Below are 25312 nucleotides of genomic sequence, written 5' to 3' on the forward strand. Positions count from 1 at the left end.
CCCGAACAATAAGCCTAGCTTGGGTCTGAGTGCTCGGCGATCCAGGCGGCGCGCTGCCTGTCAAGCTGTGCGCCCTTCACCATGCAGTACACCCACAGCGCGGTAAACAGCACACCAACGACCAGCGCCATCGGCAAGATAATCGCCGACAGCAGCATCAAACCGTGCACCGCCCAGCCCAAGTAAATGCCGACCTTCCCCCGACGCATAATGGCCAGCGCCACCAGAATCACTACGGCGAGTCCCCCACCGAGGTAAAGTCCGAGCTCGCGGGGCTCGGTGATCCCAAGCCCAAAAATGGTGAGGCCGATCAGCACCACAATGATGAGCTCAAAACCGAGCACAATCGAGGCGAGGGCGCGCTGCGTGGAGCGTTGCCCCTTTGCTGCGCCAGAGATGCGCATGGCAGAGTTGTGAGCCATCGTTTCTGACGGTGACAGCTCAAGTTCATCTTCTGGCTCGGGATCCGATCCGAACCCAGGGCTCACAGAACTCATGCAATCCCCCACCCTTCGCTTCGCGAAAACTCGATGGCCTCGCCAGCCAGCAAGACTGACCCAACGACTAGCACGGCGCGCCCTTCAGCGCGGCCCGCCCAAGCTCGAGCATGATCGAGTGCCTCGGGTAAAGACGATGCCACCTCGATGGGGGTGTCCGGGATTGCCGATGAGGCCATAACAAACAGGTGTTCGGCTTCGAGACTGCGCGGTGAACTCACCGGAGTGACTGTGACGTGGTGTGCGATGGGCGCGAGCGCCTCAAGCAAACCAGAGGCGTCCTTCTCTTCGAGCACACCAACAACCAGCGTGAGTTCTTCAAAGCTGAACGACTCCGTGACCGCTTCAACGAGGGCCTGGGCTCCATGAGGGTTGTGCGCCGAGTCGACGTAGACGATCGGATCGTTGCCGATGAGCTGTAGACGGCCGGGTGAGGTGAGTTGCCCCAGTCCCTCGTCGAGCACTTCTTCTGGCACAGGTCGTTCGGAACCGAAGAACGCCTCCACTGCCGCGATCGCCAGCGTGATATTCTCTGCCTGGTGCTTGCCGTGCAGCGGTACGAATGCGGGATCATAGGCCTGACCCGTAGCTCCGACGACGTCGATCTGGCGGCCGCCGACGGCGAGTCGATCTTCGATAAGACGGAAATCGCGACCCTGTACGACGAGGCGCGAGCCATTGCGCTGGGCCGCCTCTTCGACCTCGATCATGGCGTCGGCGTCTTGTACCGCGGTAACAACCGTGCTGCCGGGCTTGATGATGCCTGCCTTGGTCTTCGCGATTGTGGCGGTGTCGTTGCCGAGGATCGCGGTGTGATCGAGCGCGATTGGCGTAAACACGGCCACCTGCGCGTCTGCGATATTGGTCGCGTCCCACTCGCCGCCCATGCCGACCTCGATGACGGCGACCTCAACGGGGGCGTCAGCGAAGATCGTAAACGCGAGCACCGCGAGCGCCTCGAAGAAGGTGATCGGACTGTTGCCGGCTGCCTCGAGTTCGGCATCAACGACTTCTAACGGCAGCCGTAGCTCATCCCAGGCTGCCGCAAGCACGGTGTCGTCGACCGGTGCGCCGTCGAGCTGAAAGCGCTCCGTGAATGCGAGTAGGTGCGGGCTCGTAAAGAGGCCGGTGCGCAGGCCGTGTGCCCGCAGTAGCGACTCAATCGCGCGACTGGTTGAGGTTTTGCCGTTGGTACCCGCGACCTGGATAACCGGGTAGGAGAGCTGCGGCGACCCTGCAAGCTCAGCCAACCGGCGCACCGGTTCGATACGTGGGCGCGGGTTTGCCTCGCCGACCCGCTCCAGGAGTTCGGTGTATACCTTCTCAGCGTCGCTCATCGTGCAGCCTCCTTCGAAAGGGAGATCCCGAGGGGATCTTTACCCGTGCCGAGTGCCTGTGCCGCATCCCTGGAGTTCCAGGATCCAGATTCCATTACCCTGACCGAGACACCCTCGGCGGCGAGCGTTTCGGCGGCGATCAATGCACTGTGAGTCTGCAGCGCATCTGCGTGCTCAGGATCGACGGTCAAAACCAGTCCGATGCGATCGCTCACCTCAAGACCGGCGTTCTTGCGGGCCTCCTGCACGGCGCGGATCGCGTCGCGCGCAATGCCCTCGGCCTCAAGCGCCGGGGTGGTGGCCGTCTCCAGCAGCACAAAACCGCCGCCCGGGATCAGCGTGAGTGCGGGGCCCGCCGCTGCGTCTGGCCCGTCCGTGCCGCCAACATTGAGCGTCAACTCGTACTCGTGTGGTTCGAGCGCGATCCCGCCCGCGGTGACAACTCCGTCGGTTTCGCTCCAGTCGCCTGACTTTGCGCCCTTAATGGCCTGCTGTACCTGCTTGCCGAGACGAGGGCCAGCGGCTCGCGCGTTCACGGTGAGTGTGTGCACGATGCCGTGATCCGCCGCACTCGACTCTGTCTGCTGCACCAGTTGGACGGTCTTAACATTGAGCTCCTCGCGGAGGATCTCAACGAAGGGAGTCAGCGCCTCCGGGCGTGCGGTGACAACGGTGAGCTCAGCGAGCGGCAACCGCACACGAAGCTTACGAGCCTTACGCAGAGAGAGCGCGTGCGAGGTGATCTGGCGAATCTCGTCCATCGCTTCAACGAGCTCGGGGTCACTCGGGAACTCAGTGACGTCTGGCCAGTCGGTGAGGTGCACCGAGCGGCCGCCCGTAAGGCCACGCCACATCTCTTCGGTGACCAGAGGGGCGAGCGGTGCTGCCACTCGGGCCACCGTTTCGAGCACGGTGAAGAGTGTGTCGAAGGCCTGGCGGTTTTCGGGCTTGCCGTTGGCGCCGGCCATGCCTTCCCAGAAGCGGTCGCGTGAGCGACGCACGTACCATTTCGTCAGCACATCAGCGTAAGCGCGCAGCGACTCGGACGCCGAGGTGGTGTCGAGATTCGCGAGGTGATCCCCCACCTCGCGCACGAGGTCGGCGGTCTTCGCGAGAATGTAGCGGTCGAGCGGGTCGCTCGAGTCGGTGCGGCGTTCCGCGGTGTAGTTGTCGGCGTTGGCGTAGAGCGAGAAGAAGTACCAGGTGCTCCACAGCGGCAGAATGAACTGGCGCACACCCTCGCGGATACCCTCTTCGGTGACGATGAGGTTGCCGCCGCGCACGACCGGTGAGGCCATGAGGAACCAGCGCATCGCGTCGGAGCCGTCACGGTTGAACACCTCATTGACGTCGGGGTAGTTCTGCAGCGACTTCGACATCTTGTTGCCGTCGGAGCCGAGCACGATGCCGTGGCTGATCACGTTCTTGAACGCGGGTCGATCGAACAGCGCTGTCGCGAGCACGTGCTGCAGGTAGAACCAGCCGCGCGTCTGCCCGATGTACTCCACGATGAAGTCGGCGGGCTGATGGCTATCGAACCACTCCTGGTTTTCAAAGGGGTAATGCGCCTGAGCGAAGGGCATTGATCCCGAATCGAACCACACGTCGAGCACGTCTTCGATGCGGCGCATGGTCGACTTGCCCGTTGGATCGTCGGGGTTCGGGCGAGTGAGCTCGTCAATGTAGGGGCGGTGCAGGTCGATTTCGCCCTCGGCATTGCGTGGCAGCTCGCCGAAGTCGGCCTCAAGCTCGGCGACCGAGCCGTAGACGTCGACGCGCGGGTAGTCAGGGTCGTCGCTCTTCCACACCGGGATCGGGCTGCCCCAATAGCGGTTGCGGCTGATCGACCAGTCGCGCGCGCCCTCAAGCCACTTGCCGAACTGGCCGTGCTTGACGTTCTCGGGCACCCAGGTGATCTCTTCGTTGGTCTCAAGCATGCGGTCTTTGATGTCTGTCACGCGCACAAACCAGCTCGACACCGCCTTGTAGATGAGCGGGTTTCGGCAGCGCCAGCAGTGCGGGTACGAGTGCATGTAGCTCTGCTCGCGCAGCACGCGCTGCTTCTCGTTCAGCAGGCGGATGAGAGGTCGGTTTGCGTCCATCCATAGTTCACCGGCGACGTCGGGCACCGACTTCACGAAGCGGCCACCGTCGTCGAGGCTCAGGATGGTCGGGATGCCCGCGGCGTTGCCGAGGCGCTGATCGTCTTCGCCGTAAGCGGGGGCCTGGTGCACGATGCCGGTGCCGTCGCTGGTCGAGACGTAGTCGTCAACGAGGATCTGCCAGGCATTTTCGGTGCCCCAGAGTTTCGTGTCGGCGTAGTAATCGAAGAGCCTCGCGTAGCGCACACCACTGAGTTCTTTGCCTGAAATCGTGCGCGTCACCGCCTCGCGGGCTGCTTCGGCCGATTCGTAGCCGAGATCCTTCGTGTGATTGCCGACAAGATCGAGGGCGAGCATGTACTGGGCTGTGGCCCCGGCTCCCCCGTCAGCTGCACCGTTGGGGCCAGCGGGCAGGATCGCGTACGCGATCTCCGGTCCGACCGCGAGTGCGAGGTTGGTCGGCAGGGTCCACGGTGTTGTCGTCCAAGCGAGCGCGCGGACACCCTCGACGCCGAGTTCTGAGGCTTTTGCCCCCTCTAGCGGAAAGGTGACGGTGAGCGAGGGATCCTGACGCATTTGGTACACGTCGTCATCCATGCGCAGCTCGTGGTTGGAGAGTGGAGTTTCGTCGCGCCAGCAGTAGGGCAAGATGCGCGAGCCCTCGTACGCGAGGCCCTTGTCGTAGAGCTGCTTGAATGCCCAGATGACACTCTCCATGTAACCGAGGTTGAGGGTCTTGTAGCCGTTCTCGAAGTCGACCCAGCGGGCCTGTCGAGTCACATACTCCTCCCACTCGCGCGTGTACTGCAGCACCGACTCGCGCGCCTTTTCGTTGAAGGTCGCGACACCCATCTCTTCGATCTGGGCCTTCTCGGTGATGCCGAGCTGCTTCATCGCCTCAAGCTCGGCGGGCAGACCGTGGGTGTCCCAGCCGAAGCGGCGCTCGACCTTCTTGCCGAGCATCGTCTGGAAGCGCGGGAAAACGTCTTTGGCATAGCCGGTCAGTAGGTGACCGTAGTGCGGTAGCCCGTTCGCGAAGGGAGGGCCGTCGTTGAAGACCCACTCTTCGGCATTCTCGCGCTGGCGAATCGACTCGCGGAAGGTGTCGTCTGTTTTCCAGAACGCGAGCACCCGCTCTTCGATCTCGGGAAACTTTGGAGAGGGCGTGACACCAAACGCGGCACCCGCGTTGGTAGTCGGCTCGCTCGCTGCGCCAGTTGACTGCTGAGGATATGGCATGGGCTTCCTTATGGTTCCGGCTTACGTGTAAAGCTTCTGCCGGGACGAGCGCTGCGCGGCTCTCGCCACCAACTCCCGCGGTACCACCCCGCTTGCGCACGCGGTTCCGTTTGGGATCGCGGTGTGCCTCTTCGTTTGGCTGTAACGGGCCTGCCCGCCCGGTTCTAGTGGGCTCTCTCGCGAAATTCATCTCGAGAGAGCTGTTCTTCCGGGGACTCCCCATTGATGGTGGATCGTCGTCTCTAGTGAAGAATCTTAGCGCAGTTGCGCTGGGGTTAGGTTGGCGGTCCCAGCGCAACTGCGCGTGTGCGGCAACTAGTTGTCGCGGATCGTTGCGTTGAACCGGCTCTGAACGATCGCGTCGCCGATGACTCCGAGCAAGAAAATCAGGAGGAAGGCGGCAACCTTGCTCATGCGATTCTTTGTGAACTCCTCAACTGCCGTGGCGTAGCGCCACAGCCACCAGATATTCACGAACGGAATGATGAACAACCAGGCCGTAGGAACGCGGGTTCCGGTGTTTGCGGCGTTCATCTCGTTTTTGGTCTTCACGTACCAAACGAGGGTGTAAATTCCGAAGGTTACAAAAGGTAGCAGGAGGGGTGCTGCGGGACTACGAAGCTTCACGAAAAGTTATCCTTACAAATAATGAACAAAGCCATGATTGTAGCGGTTCCGCGTTCACTTCACGGCATCGAGCCAGCTCAGTCCATTGGGTTGCGACCGCACCAGCCCGAAATTCTTACACCGACGAGCCCGTTGATGGTCTGTCGGTCGTGCAGATCAGCGGAAGCAATCGGTAGTCGCTCGCCAACGGCCACGTAGCTGTCGGTTCGAGTGGGCGTAACGGTGCAACTGGCCTCTCTCCAGATATCGCTTGGCCCTCAGCTGTCTTTAGCCCCTCCGGCGAACTCTTAGCCGTCGCCGCGATCATCGTTTGTATCTCGGTTTCTACCTCGGCCGGTGTGAAGGTTGGTGGTGATTCTTCTTGAGGCGTGGAGGAATGCTTTTGGGTTGACTCCGCGTGCTCAGTAACGCTCTTCAGCTTCTTAGAACCATTTATTTAAGACAAACACCAGAGTCACGAGAAGTATGGCCCCACTGAGGGCTCCTGTTGAGATCCATCTTTTCGAGGGATACCAGGTCGCGAAGACGGTGACAATGGCGGCGACCGCAACGCTAATGGCGGCTGCGATCACAACTTCGTTCACGCTTCGTGTCGTGGAGACCACTTCTACGGTCCAGGCCTCATTCGTTGAAAAGTCATTTGGGTCGAGCGAGGCTGCCCCACCCAAGAATATGGATGCCACTATGAGGCATCCACTTAGCAACCTCGAGAGCTGTTCGCTTCCAACTTTTTGTCATGCGTTCAACCTCCGCTACCAACCGCGTTTAGATGAACGGCTGAGCATACCAGTGCGCACCTCTTACTCATCTGATATCCCTCGGCCTAAACTGATGCCAAAGACGAGTGAACCTGAGGAGACCCAACCATGACCGATTCCGCTTTTCCAACACCCGAACTCACGGAGTCGCCCGAGCGGCACCTCGTAGTTGTGCGCGAGACCGTGCCGATGGACCGCATTCCCGATCTCTATGATCGCGCGTTCCCCCTTATCTTTGGTGCGCTCGGTGCCGCGCAGGTCACTCCGGTTGCGGCCCCGATGGGCGTGATCCACGGGGTCCCCGGTGACTCGCTGGATTTGTCGGTGGCGGTTCCCGTTGCGGAGCCCTTTGCCGCGGTCGATGCTGCCGCGGGACTCGCAGCAGAAACGCTGCCGGCAGCTAAAGTCGCAACCCTTATGGTTTCCGGTGACTACTCGCGCCTTGCCGACGCCTACGGTCATCTCTACGGCTGGCTCGCAGAGAACGGTCTTGAGGCGGGCGACATCGCCTGGGAGCAGTACCTCACGGAGCCGGAACCGGGCGGCGACCCCGCAGCCAATGAGACTCTGATCGGGGTGCACCTTAAGGAGCTGGAGTAGCTTGTCAACGTTTATTGCAGGTGTGCGGCTGGGTCTATGCGGCGAGGGTGAATCGTTTGGACGGTGGGTCTGTCCCGGCCCACGCATACCGTAGCGTGATCTGACGCGGCAGCTGGCGCCTCCGGAACACGGTTTCGGCGTGGGCGAGGGGGCCTGCCCACAGCACGTTAATCAATAAATCAAAAGCGAGCTGATCATTCGTGTGGGGATCACTTGATAGTTCCTTCGCACGCGCTTGCTCCGCGGTATCCGCAAACCTTGGACCACCCCGTCTTGGCCGAAGCGCCGCAGAAATTATGGACCTCACCCACGCGGCAGAGAGATCATCAAACACCACCCTCGCATGAGTTAGCCCGCTTGTATCGGTCCACATCCGAAACGACCCCGCCTCATGCCGAGCAAAATATCGGGTTTCAGCACCGGCCGTATCAAGCAGATCACGCACATTTCTTGCGGCCTTCGCGAGCCCTTTGACGGTCACCGCACCGGTTTCGGTGAGAAGGTCTTCAGCAGCAAGAGTCCACGCTAGAACCAAAGCTTCAACCTGGTCGGGACTGCCACCGCCATCTTTGACATCTGCTGTTGGTGGTTCGCCGAGTACCTGCCGAATGGCATCGTGCTGGGCCGCCGTGATGGTACCTGTCAGGAGTGCGCGCCCGAGAGACGCGTGCTACGGAGCGCCAGCACCATCGAATCCAGCCTTGCCATCCACCCCATTGGCGCCACTAGAACCACCATTTCCAGGTCCGCTGATTCCGACCCCGCCAAGTTCCCCGTTGATGAGTGCTTCACCAACTCGTACCTGGCGGGCCGCTTCGGCACGCTGCGCGACCACTCCCGCAGCCGTCGTACCCAACCGCTCGGCCAATTGCCCCAACTCTGACGCGCGTTCCAACAATAAGATCGCATCAGTATCATCGAGCTGATTCACCACGGACGGTAAAACGGAAACCTCCATGGCATCACCGAGCAACGCACGGATCAATGCGATCTGTGTGTCGATATCGGCGAATAACTTCATCCCCAATTTTCCCAGATCGTGGCAACAAGCACCTAGGGATATTGCATCAGTGCAGCGAAGTCGCGCTAGCGCGGCCTCATCAGGGAGTCTGCTTCTCGCTGCCGAGCCTGCAGCCCACAACTGGAAGCTCGGCAATCTACCGTAGGTTCGGCTGCGCCTCACTCAGCCCGACGGGGTTCGCCGCAAATCCACACAGCCCCGGTGCGCCTCTGATCCCCAGCGTGATTCCCGGTAAACTAGCGGAATTGACCATCAGGCACCAGAGCGCCGCAGTACTCAGTAAGCACAGCCCAAAAGCACCACGCGCTCACCGACTCGGTGCCGCCCGCATCGAACCCCACGGAGCACACGCATGAGCGCGATTCCCGACAAGCCGGCACTCGAAGGCCTCGAAGAAAAGTGGGGGCTGTCTGGGAAGATCAGGGCACCTACGCTTTCCCCCGCGAGGGCGCAGCGCGCGAAGACGTTTACAGCATCGACACTCCCCCGCCCACGGCCTCAGGATCCTTGCACGTCGGTCACGTGTTCTCGTACACCCACACCGACACGGTCGCCCGCTACCAGCGCATGCGTGGTAAGCGCGTCTTCTACCCGATGGGCTGGGACGACAACGGCCTGCCCACCGAGCGCCGCGTGCAGAACTACTACGGTGTGCGCTGCGATCCGTCGCTCCCTTACGTCGCAGACTTCGTCCCTCCGCACGACGGTGGTGAGGGCAAAAGCATTAAAGCCGCGGATCAGCAGCCCGTCTCACGCCGCAACTTCATTGAGCTGTGCGAGCGCCTCACGGTGGAAGACGAGAAGCAGTTTGAGGATCTGTGGCGCACGCTCGGGCTCTCGGTCGACTGGAAGCAGACATACCGCACCATCGGACAAGACTCGCTGCGAGCCTCGCAGCTCGCGTTCCTGCGCAACATCGAACGCGGTGAAGCTTACCAGGCGCAGGCCCCTACACTCTGGGACATCACCTTCCGCACCGCCGTGGCACAGGCTGAGCTGGAGGATCGGGATCAGCCCAGCGCCTACCACCAGCTCGCGTTCCACAAGAGCGACGGCAGCGGAGACATCCTGATCGACACGACGCGCCCCGAGCTGCTCGCGGCCTGTGTTGCGCTCGTTGCTCACCCCGACGACGAGCGCTTCAAGCCGCTCTTCGGAACAACCGTGCGCACGCCGATCTTCGGCGTTGAGGTGCCGATCCTCGCCCACCACCTTGCCCAGCAAGACAAGGGCACCGGCATCGCGATGATCTGTACCTTTGGTGATGTCACCGACGTTGTGTGGTGGCGCGAGCTGAACCTGCCGAACCGTGCGATCCTTGGCTTCGACGGCAGGATCCTCGCGGAAGCCCCTGAGGCAATCACCAGCGATGAGGGCCGCGAAGCCTACGCCCAGATCGCGGGCAAGACCGTGTTCAGCGCGAAGCAGACCATGGTCGAGCTGCTGCAGGCATCGGGCGAACTGCTCGGCGAGATTCGCAAGATCACGCACCCCGTCAAGTTCTTCGAGAAGGGCGACCGCCCGCTCGAGATCGTGTCGACGCGCCAGTGGTACGTGAAGAACGGTGCCCGCGACGAGGCGCTGCGCGAGCGCCTGCTCGCCCACGGCCGTGAGATGGAATGGCACCCCGACTTCATGCGGGTGCGCTACGAGAACTGGGTCGAGGGTTTGTCGGGTGACTGGCTGATCTCGCGCCAGCGCTTCTTCGGGGTGCCGATCCCGGTCTGGTACCCGCTCGATGCCGAGGGCAACCCGGTGTTCGACGAGCCGATCCTCCCCACCGCTGATCAGCTTCCCGTTGACCCTTCAAGCGACGTTCCTGCGGGTTACGAAGAGGCCCAGCGCGGCCAGGCCGGTGGTTTCCAGGGTGAGGTCGATGTGATGGACACCTGGGCGACCTCCTCGCTCACCCCGCAGCTTGCGGGCGGTTGGGAGCGCGATCCCGAGCTCTACTCGCTCGTGTTCCCCTACAGCCTGCGCCCGCAGGGCCAAGACATCATTCGCACCTGGCTGTTCTCAACGCTGCTGCGCTCTGAGCTTGAATCGGGCCAGCTGCCGTGGCAGCACGCGGGTATCTCGGGATGGATCCTTGACCCGGATCGCAAGAAGATGTCGAAGTCGAAGGGCAACGTTGTGACGCCCGCGGGTATGCTCGCGCAGCACGGCTCTGACGCCGTGCGCTACTGGGCGGCCTCCGCGAAGCTCGGCACCGACGCTTCATTTGATCCGCAGAACCCCACGCAGATCAAGATTGGCCGACGCCTTGCGATCAAGCTGCTGAACGCGGCGAAGTTCACGCTCGGGTTCGACGCGAGTGCCGCGGGCACGGTGACAGAGGCGCTCGACCGGTCGATGCTTGCTGGCCTCGCCTCCGTGATCGATGACGCCACTCGCGCCTTCGAGTCCTACGATCACGCTCGCGCGCTCGAACTCACTGAGTCCTTCTTCTGGACGTTCTGTGATGACTACCTTGAACTCGTCAAGGAGCGCGCGCACGGTGGTGAGGGCCAGGCTCAGGCCTCCGCGGTTACCGCGCTGCGCGCAGCGCTCTCGGTCTTCGTGCGACTTCTTGCCCCGTTTTTGCCCTACGCGACCGAAGAGGTCTGGTCGTGGTTTGGCGAGGGCTCGGTGCACCTGGCTGAGTGGCCCGCTTTGAGCGAACTCACCGCGTTGGCTGGCGCCGATGCTGATGCCGGGTTGCTCGGACTCGTTGGCGGTGCCCTTGTCGGCATTCGCGGCGCAAAGACCGATGCGAAGGCTTCCCAGAAGACTTCGGTGACGCTCGCGGTTGTGCACGCGCCGGCGGTAGATCGGGATCGCCTAGCGCTTGCAGCGTCTGACCTGTCTGATGTGGGTCGCATTGTCGAGTTGCGTATCGAAAGCGCTGACGTTGCTGAGCCGACGGTGGTTGAAATTCAGCTCGAAACGGCGGAGGCTTAAGCCATGCAGTTGGGGGCACGTTGGAGGGTCGGCGCCCCGCCGCACTCCAGCCTGCCCCCTGAGCTCTACGCGGAGATCGCGGAACAAGAGAAGAAGCATCCCACTGCAGACTCGTGGACGCTTACCTGGCTGGAAGGGCGGCCGCGAGCAGCACTCGACGACCTCGTGATCGTCAGTGTGAGTGCTGAGAGACAGATTGTGGTCTCGTCAGTGAGGGGCTCTCTCCCCCAAGACGATGACGATGATTGGCTGAGCTAGACGCGAAAATCTAAGCTAAGCGCTCTCGCGGCCACTGCGGGCCTGGAGCACGCGCGGTGGTGCCTCACCCAGCACGGACTCGCTTGTGACGATCACCTTGGTGATGTCATCGTCTGAGGGAACATCGAACATGACCGGCTGGAGCACGTTTTCGAGGATGGCGCGCAACCCGCGCGCACCCGTCTTTTTCGCGACGGCCATCTCTGCGATTGTCTCAAGCGCCGCCTCTTCGAATTCGAGGCTCACGCCGTCGAGCTCAAACATGCGCTGATACTGTTTAACCAGCGCATTTTTCGGTTCGGTCAGGATGCGGGTGAGTGCCTCGGTGTCGAGCGGATCGACGGTGGCCACGACAGGCAGCCGGCCGATGAATTCGGGGATCAAACCGTACTTGTGGAGGTCTTCGGGCTGCACCTTGGAAAACAGATCTGCCTCGTTACGCTTGCTTGAGACGGGTGCGCCGAAGCCGATGCCTCCCTTGCCTAGGCGAGAACCGATGATCTCTTCAAGCCCGGCAAACGCGCCTGCCACGATGAAGAGCACGTTGGTGGTGTCGAGCTGCAGGAACTCCTGGTTTGGATGTTTACGCCCACCCTGGGGTGGAATTGAGGCGACGGTGCCCTCAAGAATTTTGAGCAGTGCTTGCTGAACGCCCTCGCCCGATACGTCGCGCGTGATGGAGGGATTTTCGGCCTTACGAGTGATCTTGTCGATCTCATCGATATAGATGATGCCGGTCTCAGCGCGCTGCACATCGAAGTCGGCTGCCTGGAGCAGCTTCAGCAAGATGTTCTCGACGTCTTCGCCGACATAGCCCGCCTCGGTGAGCGCGGTCGCGTCTGCCACCGCAAACGGTACGCCCAACTGTCGGGCAAGTGACTGCGCGAGATAGGTCTTGCCGCAGCCGGTGGGGCCGATCATGAGGATGTTCGACTTCGCGATTTCCACCTGCTCAGAGGCAACCTCGGCAGAGGTGAGGGTGCTGAGCGCGCGCACGCGCTTGTAATGGTTGTATACGGCCACCGCGAGTGACTGCTTCGCCCGATCTTGACCGATGACGTACTGGTCGAGAAAGTCAGAGATTTCGCGTGGCTTGTGCAGGGTGAAGTCTGAAGGTTCGGCGGTTTCGTGCTCCGCGAGACGCTCTTCAATGATCTCGTTGCACAGAGCAACGCACTCGTCACAGATGTAAATCTGAGGACCAGCGATGAGTTGCTGTACCTGCTTCTGTGATTTTCCACAGAAAGAGCACTTGAGCAGTTCGCTGCTCTCGCCGATCTTTGACATCCGGAGGCTCCTTCGGGATCAGTGAATGTTTTCCAGTGAAAATCTCTCATTCGAGATTAACTCTAGCCACCGACATTCTTCGGCGGCGCGCCGCGGGCCCCGACTGGTCTCACCATTCCGGGGCCCGCGAGCACTCTACTGAGCGATAACCGCTTGAGGGTTCTTGCGACTCGTCAGCACCTGATCAACAAGGCCGTACTCAAGTGCCTCTTCTGCGCTCAGGATCTTGTCACGATCGATGTCCTTGTGCACCTCTTCAGGGGTGCGTTTGGAGTGCTTCGAAAGTGTCTCTTCAAGCCACTCACGCATGCGCATGATCTCGGCCGCCTGAATCTCGATGTCGGATGCCTGGCCGTGGCCAGCCTGTCCGGTCGAGGGCTGGTGAATCAGCACGCGCGCGTTGGGAAGCGCGAGACGCTTTCCGGGGCTACCACCCGCGAGCAGCACAGCGGCTGCGGAGGCAGCCTGGCCAAGGCAAACCGTCTGCACGTGCGGACGAATGTACTGCATCGTGTCGTAGATCGCCGTCATCGCGGTGAACGAGCCACCGGGTGAATTGATGTACATGGTGATGTCGCGCTCGGGATCTTGGCTTTCCAGAACCAGGAGTTGCGCCATCACGTCGTCGGCCGAGGCATCGTCGACCTGCACGCCGAGGAAGATAATGCGATCCTCGAAAAGTTTGGCGTACGGATCCTGACGCTTGTAGCCGTACGCGGTGCGCTCCTCAAACGAAGGAAGCACATAGCGTGAACCGGGCATTTGCAGGCTTGCGCCGCCTGATTGCGGCATTTGTGGGGTCATCATCGAATCGTTTACTCTCTGTCCCGTTGCCTAGTTGGTATTTGTTCCGCCGCCACCGACGACATCTGCCGCGGAGTCACGGATGAAATCAACGAAGCCGTACTCAAGTGCTTCCTGAGCGGTGAACCAGCGATCACGATCGCCGTCTTCGTTGATCTGCTCCACGGACTTACCGGTCTGCGCGGCGGTGATCTCGGCGAGGCGGTTCTTCATCGAGGTGATGAGCTGTGCCTGCGTCTGAATATCGCTCGCGGTACCACCAAAGCCGCCGTGGGGCTGGTGCAGCAGCACACGTGCGTTTGGTGTGATGTAGCGCTTGCCCTTGGTGCCAGCGGTCAGCAGGAACTGGCCCATTGAGGCAGCCATTCCGATGCCCACTGTGACGATGTCGTTTGGCACGAAGGACATCGTGTCGTAGATTGCCATTCCCGCGGTGATAGATCCACCTGGCGAATTGACGTAGAGGTAGATATCTGCCTCGGGATCTTCTGCTGCGAGCAGCAGGATCTTGGCGCAGATCTCGTTTGCGTTGTCGTCGCGCACCTCGGACCCGAGCCAGATGATGCGATCCTTCAACAATCGATCAAACACACTGTTCGGCGGCACTTGTTCTGCCATGCGGAGCTCCATTCGTTGTTGCTTGATTCGAGGCTACAGACTCGAGGCCCGCGATATGGCCTTGTTCGCCGTGGGCGCATGCTGTGGAAACGCGAAGATCCCCCACCCAATATATGTGGGTGAGGGATCTCTGCCGTGTTGAAGGCGAATTACTTCGCTTCGGAATCCTTGGCGGCAGTCTTCTTTGCTGGTGTCTTCTTTGCCGGTGCCTTCTTCGCGGCAGGCGCCTTCTCGGCGGCGGCTTCTTTAGCCTTTGCCGGTGCTTTCTTGGTGGGAGATTTCTTCGCGGGCTTCTCTTCTTCGGCCTCTGCGATTTCTTCGGCCTCTTCGACGACTTCCTCTTCCGCCTCGGTATCAACCGCGGTGAACTCGCTCAGGTCAACAGCCTTGCCGTTCTTGTCGACAACCTTGGCCTTTGAGAGCGCAACGGCTAGAGCCTTATTACGGGTGACCTCGCCGAGAATAACGCCCATCTGGTTGCCCTGGCTGATTGCCTGGAGGAACTCGGTGGGCTCCATGCCGTACTGCTGAGCAGACTGGAAGATGTATTGCGACAGCTCGTTCTGTGTCGGAGTAACACCCTCGGCCTCAACGATTGCATCGAGCAAGAGCTGCAGCTGGATCTGCTTCTCGGAAGAAACGCGAACCTCTGCGCGGTGCTCATCATCTTCGAGGCGACCTTCACCTTCAAGGTGACGGTGAACTTCTTCTTCGACGAGCTCCTCGGAAACCGGGATGCCGGCCTTCTCAATGAGGGTCTCGGTGAAGAGATCTCGAGCCTGCTGGCCCTGGGCGAACACCGACGCACGTGCGACCTGATCCTTTAGGCTCTCGCGCAGTTCCTTGATCGTGTCGAACTCGCTTGCAAGCTGCGCGAACTCGTCATCTGCCTCGGGCAGTTCACGATCCTTCACAGCGGTGAGCGTGACCTCAACCTCTGCGTCCTGACCCTCGTACTCGCCGCCCAGGAGCTGGGAAGAGAACGTGGTGGTCTCGCCAGCGGTGAGAGTTTCGATTGCCTCGTCGGTTCCGGCGAGCAGGTTACCCGCGCCGATCTCGTACGAGACACCACTTGCCTGGTCAACCTCTTTGCCGTCGATGCGTGCGACAAGGTCAAGCTCAACAAAGTCGCCGGTCTTCGCGGGGCGGTCCACGGTAACAAGCGTTCCGAAGCGCTCCTGCAGCTTGACGAGCTCCGCGTCAACCGCGGCATCGTCAATCTCAACGTTGTCTACGGTCAGCTTGAGGCCGTCGTACTTGGGAAGCTTGAACTCGGGGCGAACCTCGACCTCAAAGGTGAGCTCCAGCTCGCTCTTCGGATCCTTCGCGTCTGGCCAAGCGGCCACGTCAGCAGTGGGGCGTCCCATGGGGCGCTCGTTCGACTCCGCGAGAGCCGACTGGTAGAAATCGTCGAGTGAAGCGTTTACTGCCTCTTGCACAACGGCCTCGCGGCCAACACGCTGATCGATGATCTGCGCGGGAACCTTGCCCTTGCGGAAGCCAGGGATCGAAACCTGGTTCGAGATGGTCTTGTATGCCTGCTTGAGGTAGGGCTCCAGCTCGTCGAGCGTAACCTTCACGCTCATCTTCGCGCGGGTCGGAGTGAGCTTCTCAGCTGTCGTCTTCGGCAATTTGACCTCTCATGATTGTCCATTTGGCGGTATCAGCCTGTGTCGGGCCTTGTGACCCTGGTCGGGGCGACAGGATTCGAACCTGCGACCTCCCGCTCCCAAAGCGGGCGCTCTAGCCAAGCTGAGCTACGCCCCGAAACCCTAAGGTTTCTTCGTGTTGATCCCGCGCTTGCGCGAGCAACCTGAGCAAGTCTAGCTGATCTGAAGCTGGGTGTGTGCCACGTACGGAAATTACGGGCGTTTCGTCCTGGTCAGCAGACGGTGATGGTATTTGGAGGGGATGACGGGAATCGAACCCGCGTAATCAGTTTGGAAGACTGAGGCTCTACCATTGAGCTACATCCCCGGAGCGGTTGCCGTGTTGCAATCGCACCTCAATGATCATAGTGCATTTTTGCTCGCATTTTTTCCAAGTGCGTTTTGGTGGTTCGCTGTGTACTCGAGATATACCTCAGCATTGCGCCGAACGGACTCGCGATCCTCATTGCTTAATGTGCTGACGACTCGGCCGGGAATACCGGCTACGAGCGAGTGGGGTGGGATCACGGCTCCCTGCGGTACCAGTGCTCCAGCGGCAATGAGGGATCCTGATCCAACGATCGCACCGCTGAGCACGGTCGCGTTCATGCCTATCAGGCAGCCGTCTTCAACCGTTGCGCCATGCACGACCGCGTTGTGTCCGATCGAAACATCGTCGCCAATGATCGCGGGGTGCCCGCGATGGGTGTGGATCACTACACCGTCTTGCACGTTGCTGTTGGAGCCGATTGTGACGCTGTCGGAGTCACCGCGCACGACCGCGTTGTACCAGACGCTGCTGCCACCTCCCAGCGTCACGTTGCCGACCACAACAGAACCTGGTGCGAGCCACGCGCTTTTGTGAATCTCGGGCGTGCCGTAGGGGTCGACGCCGAAGATTTGGGGCGGATTCATTTCACTCATGCCAGGATCTTACTTCCCCGGCTGGGTGCGTAAATCAAAACAGCCCCCACCGTGAAGGTGAGGGCTGTTTTGTATTCTGCTCCCCCGGCTGGGCTCGAACCAGCGACATCCTGATTAACAGTCAAGCGCTCTGCCAACTGAGCTACAGGGGATCATTTCGTTGCCGTGGCAACCTGACTATATTACCAAGCCAAGTTGTCTTTGCAAATCCGGGCTCGCGTTTCGCTTACTCTTCGGCGATCTCGTCATAAGCGGTCGCCCGAAGTGCCTGTGCGAGTTTCTGCACGTAACCGTGATCCGCCTGCCGAAAGATGGCGTTGATGTCGCCGTGACCAACCAGGCGCCCCTGCTGCAGCACGAGCACGTCGCGTGCCAACGCCTCCAGCATCCCAATATCATGGCTGATGAGCACCAGTGTGGCGCTGGTGCGTTCGCGATACCAGCGCAGCAGTTCAACGATTTTCGGCCGATTATTCGCGTCGACGCCCAGGGTGGGCTCGTCTGCGATGAGAACGGTAGGGTCAAGCATGAGCGAGCGCATGACCGCGACACGCTGTCGTTGCCCCTTGGAGAGTTCGTAAGGGTATTCCTGCAACTTGCTCAGGGGTAGGGCAATGATGTCCATCATCTCGGCGATGCGTTCGCCGAGAGCGTCACGATCAAAGTTTTTGCTGCGCTCAACAATCGGTTCAAACAGAATGTCGCCGACGTTGAGCTCGGGAATGAGTGTTGCCCCTGCGTCTTGAGCGAGGTGTCCGACATAGGCCGTCAGGCGCGCTCGGGCGCGTCGGCTGAGTTTGGCCATTGGTACGCCAAGCACGTTGGCGTCTCCCCCGGTGAATTTGATACGAGCAGACTTTTCGCCCGCATCGGACCCGCGGCCGGCAAGAAACTTCGCCAGGGTTGACTTACCAGATCCACTCTCACCCAGAAGGGCGACGACATCGCCTTGAGGGATATCGAAGGAGACGCCCTCAACCGCCTGGAACTCGCGGCCGCCTGCGTGGGCTGGATACGACAGGGAAAGATCTGAGACTCGTATGGTCGGGTCGGCATTAAGCCGCGGATGTACCATGGTCTGTTCCTTCAATGAATGCGGGGTGGGTATGTTAATGAAAACTAACCTGACCAGCCTAGGGCATTGTCTGGTACACCGATCACTCGTCGCGAAGCCCACGTCTTGCCGCTTCAAGCGCCACAAGTTGTTCTTGAATACGACGGGATCCAGGATCGCTCGAATCACCGATTCTCTGCATTCGTGAGAGCAGTTCTCCCTTAAGCGAAAGAAGATCCCGATCTAGAAGCGACACAACAACCTCGCGTGCGTAGACCTTCAGTTGATCGGGTCTGCGCTCGGGCATGGGTGCCATCGCCAGTTCACGGACGAGATCTTGATGGCTCGGTGGGGTCGCCGCCAGTACAGCCTCAAGCCACCCGGTCGTGCCGAGTTGCGGTAGGGCTGCCGCCAGCGCGTCGCGCACCACTTTCAGGTTTGGCTCCATGACCTGTGCGGTGACCGCTTGCGCGAGCAGATCCGCGCCCACGGCTTCGCCCTGTTGCAGCATCGACATCAGCGCGTCACGCTCAAGCCAGGTTGTTGGGGTGGACCTCAGGGTTGAAAGAGAGGCTCTTGGCATTTGCGGCTGAGCCTGCGACTGGAAATCGGGGTCGAACTGCTCGTTCGGTGGGCCCTGGGTGTCTGTGCCTTGGTTGTACCGCCGCCGGTCAGCCTGACGGTTGTGCTGTTGGGATCGCTGCTGGCCCTGCTGCTGGAGGGTTGTTCGGCCAGGTGCACGTTCGGACTGCTGCGCAGCCTGGCGAACTGCCTGTTGAACCTCGGACAGTTCACCACCCAGCATTTTAGTGAGCTCTCTTGTGTAGCCGGGCCGCATTGAGGGGTCCTTGATCTCGGCAATGATTGGTGCGGCCTCACGAAGGGCAGACACGCGCCCCTCGACACTATTGAGATCAAAACGGCTCACGGCACGCTTGAGCGCAAACTCAAAGAGTGGAACCTTACGTGTGAAGAGTTCTCGGACCGCCTCGTCGCCCCTGTGGAGACGCAGGTCGCAGGGATCAAACCCCTCGGGTGCCACCGCGACATAGGTTTGTGCCGTGAAGCGTTTTTCTTCACTGAACGCCCGCAGTGCGGCTTTCTGCCCGGCCTCATCGGGGTCAAAGGTGAAGACGACCTCGGATGCACTGTCGTCGCCCATAATTCTTCGCAGCACCGAAATGTGGTCTTTGCCAAACGCGGTGCCACAGGTTGCGATCGCAGATTCCACCCCAGCTAAATGGCACGCCATCACGTCGGTGTAGCCCTCAACTACCACGGCCTGATGGCCACGCGAAATCGTTTTCTTTGCGAGGTCAAGTCCGTAGAGCACCTGCGACTTGTGGTAAACCGGGGTCTCGGGCGTGTTCAGGTATTTGGGACCTTTGTCGTCTTCATAGAGGTGGCGCGCACCAAAACCGAGCGTCTGCCCGCTGGTATCGCGGATTGGCCATACCACTCTGCCGCGAAAACGGTCGTAGACGCCACGTTGCCCCTCGGAAACAAGGCCGGATTGCACAAGTTCTGCCGGGGTATAACCCTTTGCCCGGAGGTGTTTTGTGAGTGCGTCCCAACCTCGAGGCGCGTACCCAACGCCAAACTGGCCCCAGGCGGCTTCGTTGAATCCCCTATCGCTCAAGAACTGACGACCGGTTGCGGCCTCTTTGCTGCCCAGCTGCTCAGTGTAAAACTTGGCGGCGGCGGCATTCGCTGCGAGCAAGCGGGCCCGGTTAGGGCCTTCTTCTCGTGCGAATCCGCCCTCTTCGTAGGTGAGCGGGTAGTGGATCCGTGCCGCGAGCCGCTCGACCGACTCTGCAAAGGTGAGGTGATCCATGCGCTGCAAGAAGGTGAACGCATCGCCAGATTCTCCGCAGCCGAAGCAGTGGTAATAGCCGAGCGCTGGGCGCACATGAAAGCTGGGACTGCGCTCGTCGTGAAAGGGCAGAGCCCCTTCATTGAGTCGATGCCCGCGTTCTTGAGCATCACGTAGTCACTGACAAGATCGGCCAGATTGGTGCGACGTTTCACCTCTTCGACGTCACTCGCCTTAATCCGACCTGCCATAAGCATTGAGTCTAGCTAATGGTGGCCCCGTAATCTTCCCAGCTATACGTGACGCCAATTTGAATGGCAGAAGTGCGACTGAGTCGCACAGCATATTGATTTTGGATTCACGGTTCAAGGGGTTGTCTGAGCGATTTCAAAGTCGTAGGTTACTCCCAAGTTCACCCGCAGGGGGGTGCGACGGTTCATCCACGGGGAGGGTGACCAATATGGGTTCACGCAGCTTATTAGGAAGCATTTGTGCCTTAGCTTTGGCGGGGGGTGCACTGGTGCTTCCGTCAGGCGCAGCGGCCAATGCAGAGTCAGCAGCAGGTGTTTGGTTTGTCGACGATGCTGCTCCCCCGACAGAAATGCAACAGCAATCTCAGGCGGTCCCACCTTCGGGCTCGTCAAAAGCACCCAGTGTGGCACCAGACGCGCTCCCGCCCTCTGACGTGAGCCAATCAAGGGTGTCGCCACTCGACGCAGACGCAGCCCTAGGTCAGCTGGTATCCCCAGACGTGCTCGCGCAGGATCCAGGTGATGAACGAGTTGTCGTTCCCTCGGCGAGCAACTTTGCCCTGCAGCTCTTTGACGGCCGTCAGATGCAGGTGACGGTACAAGAGGTGGCTCTCACGAAATCAGTTGGCGCATCAACTCAGTCCCCGACGTTGAGGTGCTCGGGCAAGCGATCACCCCTGAGGGTGGCACGGGATCGGTGACACTCTCGTTTGTGCCTGGGGTGACGGGATATGAACTGTTTGGTGGTGTACAAGAGACGTCGAATCCATCGGTGATTATCAAACCAGACGAGGGCAAAGACAATACCTACAGCATTGAAGAGACGAATCTCGCTTACGAGCCCACGCAGAATATGACGGAGCCCGAAGGAGAAGCTCCAACTCAGGAAGACATCAGCGCTGCCGAGGAACTGGGAGCTGCAGAACCCGATACAACTACGGAGGCTGCCACGAGCGCCGCACAGGGACTCGCCACTATCGATGTTCTGGTTGGTTTCGCCAACAACTTTGAGAGTGTGGGGGCAGTGGAGAGTTATATCGCCAGCCAAATCGCATTCATGAATCAGGCGCTCTTGAACTCGGGCGTGACACTGCGTGTGCGGGTCATGAAAATTATTTACGTCAACTACACACAGAGCTGGAGCAATATCGTGACTGACATCGATAACCTCAGGAGTGGCGCGGGTGACCTGTGGCGGCTTAAAGCTGAGCGCGATGCGATCGGTGCGGATCTCGTGACCATGATTGTGCCAAACGCGACAAATGCCTGTGGTGTGGCTGGGCGACCAACTTCCGTGTACGGTGCTCGTGAGGGTGGGGCCTACAGCGTCACGGCAACCGCGCCCTACTGCTATCGCAAGTTTACGCTCGCGCACGAACTCGGACACAGCCTGGGTCTGTCGCACAACCCCGAGGTTCCCGCCGCTGCACCGCCGATTTTTCCTTATAGCCACGGCAGCTCCACACCTGGGGTGGCCCGAGACATTATGGGATACGAGTGCTGGAGTGGTGGGGTCGACACCTGCCCAGTTCGATTGCAGTACTCAAACCCCTGGATCAATTACTTGGGAACGGGAGTTGCATCAGGAGAACCCGTGTATAGGCATGGGGCACGAGCTCTCAACGAGATGGCGGCCACGATAGCGAACTACCGTCAGCGAGTGCGGGCTTGGGATGTGCCGACTTCGCATAAGTTCTTCAAAGAGATCAACTGGATGATTGGCAAGAGGTACTCCAACGGGTTCTCGGACGGAACCTACCGACCCAACGACTCAGTCTCGCGCGAGGCAATGGCAGCCTTTCTCTATAGGTACGCGGGTAGCCCCTCGTACCGCCCACCCGCACGTTCTCCGTTTACTGACGTACCAAGAGGCCACAAGTTCTATAAGCAGATTACCTGGCTAAGTTCGACCGGCATCACGACCGGCTACAAAGACGGTACCTTTAAACCTGGCTATTCGATCTCGCGACAAGCAATGGCGGCGTTCTTCTACCGGTTTGCCGGCTCACCAAAGTACACGGCACCGACCAAGGCCCGCTTCAAAGATGTGAGGCGATCCGCTCAGTTCTATAAAGAGGTCAGCTGGCTCGCCTCGACGGGCATCACAACGGGGTACGGGGGTGGAATCTTCCGCCCGAATGAGCCCGTCACCCGCGGTGCAATGGCGGCTTTCATTTATCGCTACGATCGCAAATTCTAAAGAACGAAGATTTAGACCAGAGGGACGTCGCACAGACGCTTGTGCCAGGCGATCGCTGATTGATCGGTAAGAGAGGCAACCTGATCGACCACCGCGCGCTTGGCATCGGCGTCGTTGCGGGCGGCTCGATAATCATCGGCGAAAGCGGGCTCTAGTTCGCTGCCGTCCGATTCCCACAGTACCTCGAGCAGCTCAAGCAGTAGGTCTCGTTGGCGGCGATAGGTGGGCTGGCGGCGACCGCTCGCCATAACAAACGCTGCAACGATGCCCTTGAGCACGGCAATTTCGGCACGCACCTCGCGCGGCACCACGATGCTCGCTCCGTACCGGGTGAGAGGGGACCCATCCGCGGCTTCGAGTGTGTCGTGAATTGCGGCGCGCGCAAATCGCCCGATCATGTCGCTCGTAAAATTCTTGAGTTGCGCCTGGTGTCGCCTGGTGCCGTCCCAGCGGATTAGCCAGTTCGAAGACTCCGCGATGCGATCGTAGCCGGCACCGAGCTCATCGGTGGTGAATGATCCGCCGGCCCACTCTGCAACCGCATCGATGAGCGAGCTGTGACCGGAGCGGGAAGTGAGAATTTCAGGATCGATGAACTCGCTGACAACCGCGTCTTCAAAATCATGCACCGAGTACGCAATATCGTCCGCCAGATCCATAGCCTGGGCCTCGGCGCACTTCACACGAGCCGGGGCTCCCGCACGCAACCAGCGAAACACCGGTTCGTCGTCGGTAAAGAACCCAAATTTGCCGCTGCCCGCGGGAGCCTCGGAGAGGCTCCACGGATACTTGCAGCTGGCGTCGAGTGTGGCTCGAGTGAGATTTAGCCCAATGCTGGTGCCATCGGGAGCAAAGCGCTTTGGCTCCAGTCGGGTCAGCAGCCGCAGCGTTTGGGCGTTGCCCTCAAAACCGCCTGCATCGGCTGCCCACTCGTTGAGCGCTCTCTCACCGTTATGGCCGAAGGGAGGGTGGCCAAGATCGTGCGCGAGGCACGCAGTGTCCACAACGTCTTGAGCGAGACCCAGCGACACGGCTAGCTCGCGGCCAATCTGTGCGACCTCAAGCGAGTGAGTCAGCCGGTTGCGCGCGAAGTCGATACCTGCGGTGGGGCTCAGCACCTGCGTTTTAGCGGCGAGCCTGCGCCAGCCGCTTGAATGGAGCACGCGAGCGCGATCCCGCGCGAAGTCACTGCGGGTGCTGCTGTGCTGCTCCGGCACGACTCGTTCGGCGTCTTCGACGTCGTAGCCCACGGGCAACTGCGTTGCAGCCGTCAACATCTCAACCACCGGAATCGTCTCGCTCCGCCTCTGCCAGCTCAGAGAAATCGATGCTGTCGCTGGTGCGGCTCTCGAGCCAGCCCTGCGGCAGGATTGGGCGCTTTGGGCTGCCAGCGCGGCCGCGCGGACCCTCTGCGCCCTCGCCCGGGTAGGGCATCGAGCCGTCCATCGTGCCGAAAATCTCGTCCATGTGTTCGATCGATTCGACCGTGGCGAGCGCGCGCCTCGTGTCGCCACCAACCCCGTAGCCCTTGTAGTACCAGGCGACGTGCTTGCGAATATCACGGCAGGCATGGCCCTCGTCGCCGTCGAAAAATTCAACAAGCAGCTCCGTGTGGCGGCGCATCGCTTGCATGACAAAGCCGAGCGGGGGTTTTGCGATCGCGGCTTCGGCCTCATCCCAGGTGATGTCCCCGCGCTCGGCGCGGAAGGCCGAGGCGAGGTCGCCGAACAGCCAGGGGCGGCCCAGGCAGCCGCGGCCGACAACCACACCGTCGCAGCCGGTCTCGCGCACCATGCGGATCGCGTCTTCAGCCGACCAGATATCGCCATTGCCGAGAATTGGCACGCTGGTGATCGTTTCCTTGAGGGTCGCTATTGAATCCCAGTCGGCCTGGCCCGAGTAAAATTCGTTGGCGGTGCGCCCGTGAAGCGCGATAGCTGCAACACCCGCATCCTCTGCGGCTTTGGCCGAGTCTAGGTAGGTGAGGTGATCCGCGTCGATGCCCTTGCGCATCTTGATCGTGAGTGGAATTTCACCCGCAGCCCTCACCGCACCCTCAACGATCGCGCGGAACAGGTCGCTCTTCCAGGGCAGCGCCGATCCGCCACCCTTTCGAGTCACCTTAGGAACAGGACAGCCGAAATTGAGGTCGATGTGGTCGGCGAGATCTTGATCAACAAGAAACTTGACGGCCTCGGAAACCGTTTTCGGGTCAACGCCATAGAGTTGGATGGAGCGGGGTGTTTCGCTCTCGTGGTGCTTGATTAGTCGGAGGGATCCCGGTGTGCGCTCGACGAGGGCGCGGCTTGTAATCATCTCTGAGACGTAAAGTCCCGCACCGTACTCGCGGCACAGTCGACGGAACGCTGTGTTCGTGATTCCAGCCATGGGGGCCAACACAACGGGCACGTCGAGGGTGAGCGGCCCGATGTTGAGGCGGTCGCCTGTGAGAGTTTGCGAGTTCATATCCGGTCTATTGTCGCAGATGAATCCCCAGGCTCCTCTGCGCGCGCCGGGCGGCTCAGGATCCGGTGCCGGGCAGGTCAACTGCTCCACCGAAGCGGCGGTCACGATCCTGATAGATCTGGATCGCACGCCACAGCTCGGTTCGGCCGAAATCGGGCCAGAGGGTGTCGAGAAACACCATTTCTGCGTAGGCGGACTGCCACAGCATGAAATTGCTGGTGCGTTGCTCGCCCGAGCTGCGCAAGAAAAGATCAACATCGGGAAGTTCGGGCACGTACAGATGGCGTTCGATCGTGCGCTCGCTGATGCCGCTGGGCGAGAGCCTGCCGATCCGTACTTCTTCCGCGATCTTGCGCACGGCGTCAGTGATCTCGTTGCGCCCACCGTAGTTAACACACATGGTGAGTGTGAGGCCGGTGTTGCCCGCGGTCACGCGCTCAGAGGTCTGAAGCTCATTGATGACCGAACCCCACAGACGTGGCCGGCGACCGGCCCAGCGCATGCGCACGTTCCAAGCGTCAAGCTGTTCACGTCGACGGCGCAGTACATCGCGGTTAAACCCCATGAGGAAGCGCACCTCATCGGGCGATCGCCGCCAGTTCTCGGTGGAGAACGCGTAGACGCTGAGGTGTGTGACCCCCGCCTGGATCGCGCCAGCTACGACATCGAGCAGAGCCTGCTCCCCCATGCGGTGTCCCTCGACACGAGAGAGGCCACGACGGTTTGCCCACCGTCCATTCCCGTCCATCACGATGGCAACATGGCCGGGGACAGCAGAGACAAATCGGGGTGGTTGCTCTCCGGTCCAATCGACGGGCACCAGAGAGGTGGGAGCAGTGCGCATGCGTGCAAGTTTATGCCCGCGCG

General features: G+C 60.6%; 19 protein-coding genes, 3 tRNA genes and 2 pseudogenes. 5 read left to right on the forward strand and 19 right to left on the reverse strand.

The window, feature by feature from the left end:
• Window positions 1–14 precede the first annotated feature (14 nt).
• From G7066_RS07070 to G7066_RS07085, 4 genes are all read right to left on the reverse strand, one after another.
• Window positions 15–497, reverse strand: a complete 483-nt coding sequence (locus tag G7066_RS07070; RefSeq protein ID WP_166330038.1) for a DUF4233 domain-containing protein — start codon at window positions 495–497, stop codon at window positions 15–17.
• Window positions 494–1834, reverse strand: coding sequence for a bifunctional folylpolyglutamate synthase/dihydrofolate synthase (locus tag G7066_RS07075; protein WP_166330040.1), 1341 nt, complete (start codon window positions 1832–1834; stop codon window positions 494–496). Before G7066_RS07075 ends, G7066_RS07070 begins: the two co-directional genes overlap by 4 nt.
• Window positions 1831–5175 (reverse strand): isoleucine--tRNA ligase, encoded by a 3345-nt coding sequence (gene ileS, locus G7066_RS07080; RefSeq protein ID WP_166330042.1) that lies wholly within the window; start codon window positions 5173–5175, stop codon window positions 1831–1833. Before ileS ends, G7066_RS07075 begins: the two co-directional genes overlap by 4 nt.
• A 315-nt stretch (window positions 5176–5490) precedes the next feature.
• Complete coding sequence (locus tag G7066_RS07085; RefSeq protein WP_166330044.1) at window positions 5491–5802, reverse strand: DUF4234 domain-containing protein; 312 nt, start codon at window positions 5800–5802, stop codon at window positions 5491–5493.
• A gap of 866 nt (window positions 5803–6668) precedes the next feature.
• On the opposite strand from G7066_RS07085, the gene G7066_RS07090 reads away from it, so the two are divergent.
• Window positions 6669–7160 (forward strand): GyrI-like domain-containing protein, encoded by a 492-nt coding sequence (locus G7066_RS07090; protein ID WP_166330046.1) that lies wholly within the window; start codon window positions 6669–6671, stop codon window positions 7158–7160.
• 34 nt (window positions 7161–7194) lie between these two features.
• Here the strand turns inward: G7066_RS07090 and G7066_RS07095 are convergent, their stop codons facing one another.
• On the reverse strand, window positions 7195–7695 hold the full coding sequence (locus tag G7066_RS07095) for a hypothetical protein (RefSeq protein ID WP_166330048.1): 501 nt from the start codon (window positions 7693–7695) through the stop codon (window positions 7195–7197).
• A gap of 135 nt (window positions 7696–7830) precedes the next feature.
• Complete coding sequence (locus G7066_RS07100) at window positions 7831–8181, reverse strand: hypothetical protein (RefSeq protein WP_166330050.1); 351 nt, start codon at window positions 8179–8181, stop codon at window positions 7831–7833.
• Between the two features lie 352 nt (window positions 8182–8533).
• Between G7066_RS07100 and valS the strand changes: the two are divergent.
• Together valS and G7066_RS07110 are read left to right on the forward strand one after the other, a co-directional pair.
• Window positions 8534–11121: pseudogene (gene valS / locus G7066_RS07105) on the forward strand (valine--tRNA ligase).
• A 3-nt stretch (window positions 11122–11124) separates the two neighbouring features.
• Entirely contained in the window at window positions 11125–11379 is a 255-nt protein-coding gene (locus G7066_RS07110; protein ID WP_166330052.1) for a Fe-S oxidoreductase, read from the forward strand.
• Window positions 11380–11394: 15 nt separating this feature from the next.
• Here G7066_RS07110 and clpX read toward each other — a convergent pair whose 3' ends face one another.
• From clpX to dnaG, 10 genes and pseudogenes are all read right to left on the reverse strand, one after another.
• Window positions 11395–12666, reverse strand: coding sequence for an ATP-dependent Clp protease ATP-binding subunit ClpX (gene clpX, locus G7066_RS07115; protein WP_166330054.1), 1272 nt, complete (start codon window positions 12664–12666; stop codon window positions 11395–11397).
• 135 nt (window positions 12667–12801) lie between these two features.
• Complete coding sequence (locus G7066_RS07120) at window positions 12802–13473, reverse strand: ATP-dependent Clp protease proteolytic subunit (RefSeq protein ID WP_166330056.1); 672 nt, start codon at window positions 13471–13473, stop codon at window positions 12802–12804.
• A gap of 27 nt (window positions 13474–13500) precedes the next feature.
• Window positions 13501–14088, reverse strand: a complete 588-nt coding sequence (locus tag G7066_RS07125) for an ATP-dependent Clp protease proteolytic subunit (RefSeq protein ID WP_166330058.1) — start codon at window positions 14086–14088, stop codon at window positions 13501–13503.
• 149 nt (window positions 14089–14237) lie between these two features.
• A complete protein-coding gene (tig, locus tag G7066_RS07130) occupies window positions 14238–15719 on the reverse strand; it encodes a trigger factor (RefSeq protein WP_166330060.1) in 1482 nt (493 codons plus the stop codon).
• A gap of 58 nt (window positions 15720–15777) precedes the next feature.
• Window positions 15778–15855 (reverse strand) — tRNA-Pro (locus tag G7066_RS07135).
• Between the two features lie 136 nt (window positions 15856–15991).
• A tRNA-Gly gene (locus G7066_RS07140) sits at window positions 15992–16065 on the reverse strand.
• A gap of 35 nt (window positions 16066–16100) precedes the next feature.
• Window positions 16101–16661 carry a gamma carbonic anhydrase family protein gene (locus tag G7066_RS07145; protein WP_244303364.1) on the reverse strand — a complete coding sequence of 187 codons (561 nt, stop codon included), beginning with the start codon at window positions 16659–16661 and terminating at the stop codon, window positions 16101–16103.
• A gap of 79 nt (window positions 16662–16740) precedes the next feature.
• Window positions 16741–16813: transfer RNA gene (locus G7066_RS07150), tRNA-Asn, on the reverse strand.
• Between the two features lie 74 nt (window positions 16814–16887).
• Window positions 16888–17736 carry an ATP-binding cassette domain-containing protein gene (locus G7066_RS07155; RefSeq protein ID WP_166330062.1) on the reverse strand — a complete coding sequence of 283 codons (849 nt, stop codon included), beginning with the start codon at window positions 17734–17736 and terminating at the stop codon, window positions 16888–16890.
• 82 nt (window positions 17737–17818) lie between these two features.
• Window positions 17819–19785 (reverse strand): annotated as a pseudogene (dnaG, locus tag G7066_RS07160) (DNA primase).
• Between the two features lie 428 nt (window positions 19786–20213).
• Here dnaG and G7066_RS07165 point away from each other — a divergent pair.
• Window positions 20214–20480, forward strand: coding sequence for a hypothetical protein (locus tag G7066_RS07165; protein WP_166330064.1), 267 nt, complete (start codon window positions 20214–20216; stop codon window positions 20478–20480).
• Window positions 20435–21979, forward strand: a complete 1545-nt coding sequence (locus G7066_RS07170; RefSeq protein ID WP_166330066.1) for an S-layer homology domain-containing protein — start codon at window positions 20435–20437, stop codon at window positions 21977–21979. Before G7066_RS07165 ends, G7066_RS07170 begins: the two co-directional genes overlap by 46 nt.
• 11 nt (window positions 21980–21990) lie before the next feature.
• Here G7066_RS07170 and G7066_RS07175 read toward each other — a convergent pair whose 3' ends face one another.
• The 3 genes from G7066_RS07175 to G7066_RS07185 are packed head-to-tail and all read right to left on the reverse strand — an operon-like array spanning window position 21991 to window position 25289.
• Entirely contained in the window at window positions 21991–23256 is a 1266-nt protein-coding gene (locus tag G7066_RS07175) for a deoxyguanosinetriphosphate triphosphohydrolase (RefSeq protein WP_166331961.1), read from the reverse strand.
• Window position 23257: 1 nt separating this feature from the next.
• On the reverse strand, window positions 23258–24445 hold the full coding sequence (dusB, locus tag G7066_RS07180) for a tRNA dihydrouridine synthase DusB (protein ID WP_166330068.1): 1188 nt from the start codon (window positions 24443–24445) through the stop codon (window positions 23258–23260).
• Window positions 24446–24500: 55 nt separating this feature from the next.
• Window positions 24501–25289 carry an isoprenyl transferase gene (locus G7066_RS07185; protein WP_166330070.1) on the reverse strand — a complete coding sequence of 263 codons (789 nt, stop codon included), beginning with the start codon at window positions 25287–25289 and terminating at the stop codon, window positions 24501–24503.
• Between the last annotated feature and the right edge of the window lie 23 nt (window positions 25290–25312).

Source organism: Leucobacter coleopterorum (genome assembly GCF_011382985.1).
Lineage (GTDB): Bacteria > Actinomycetota > Actinomycetes > Actinomycetales > Microbacteriaceae > Leucobacter > Leucobacter coleopterorum.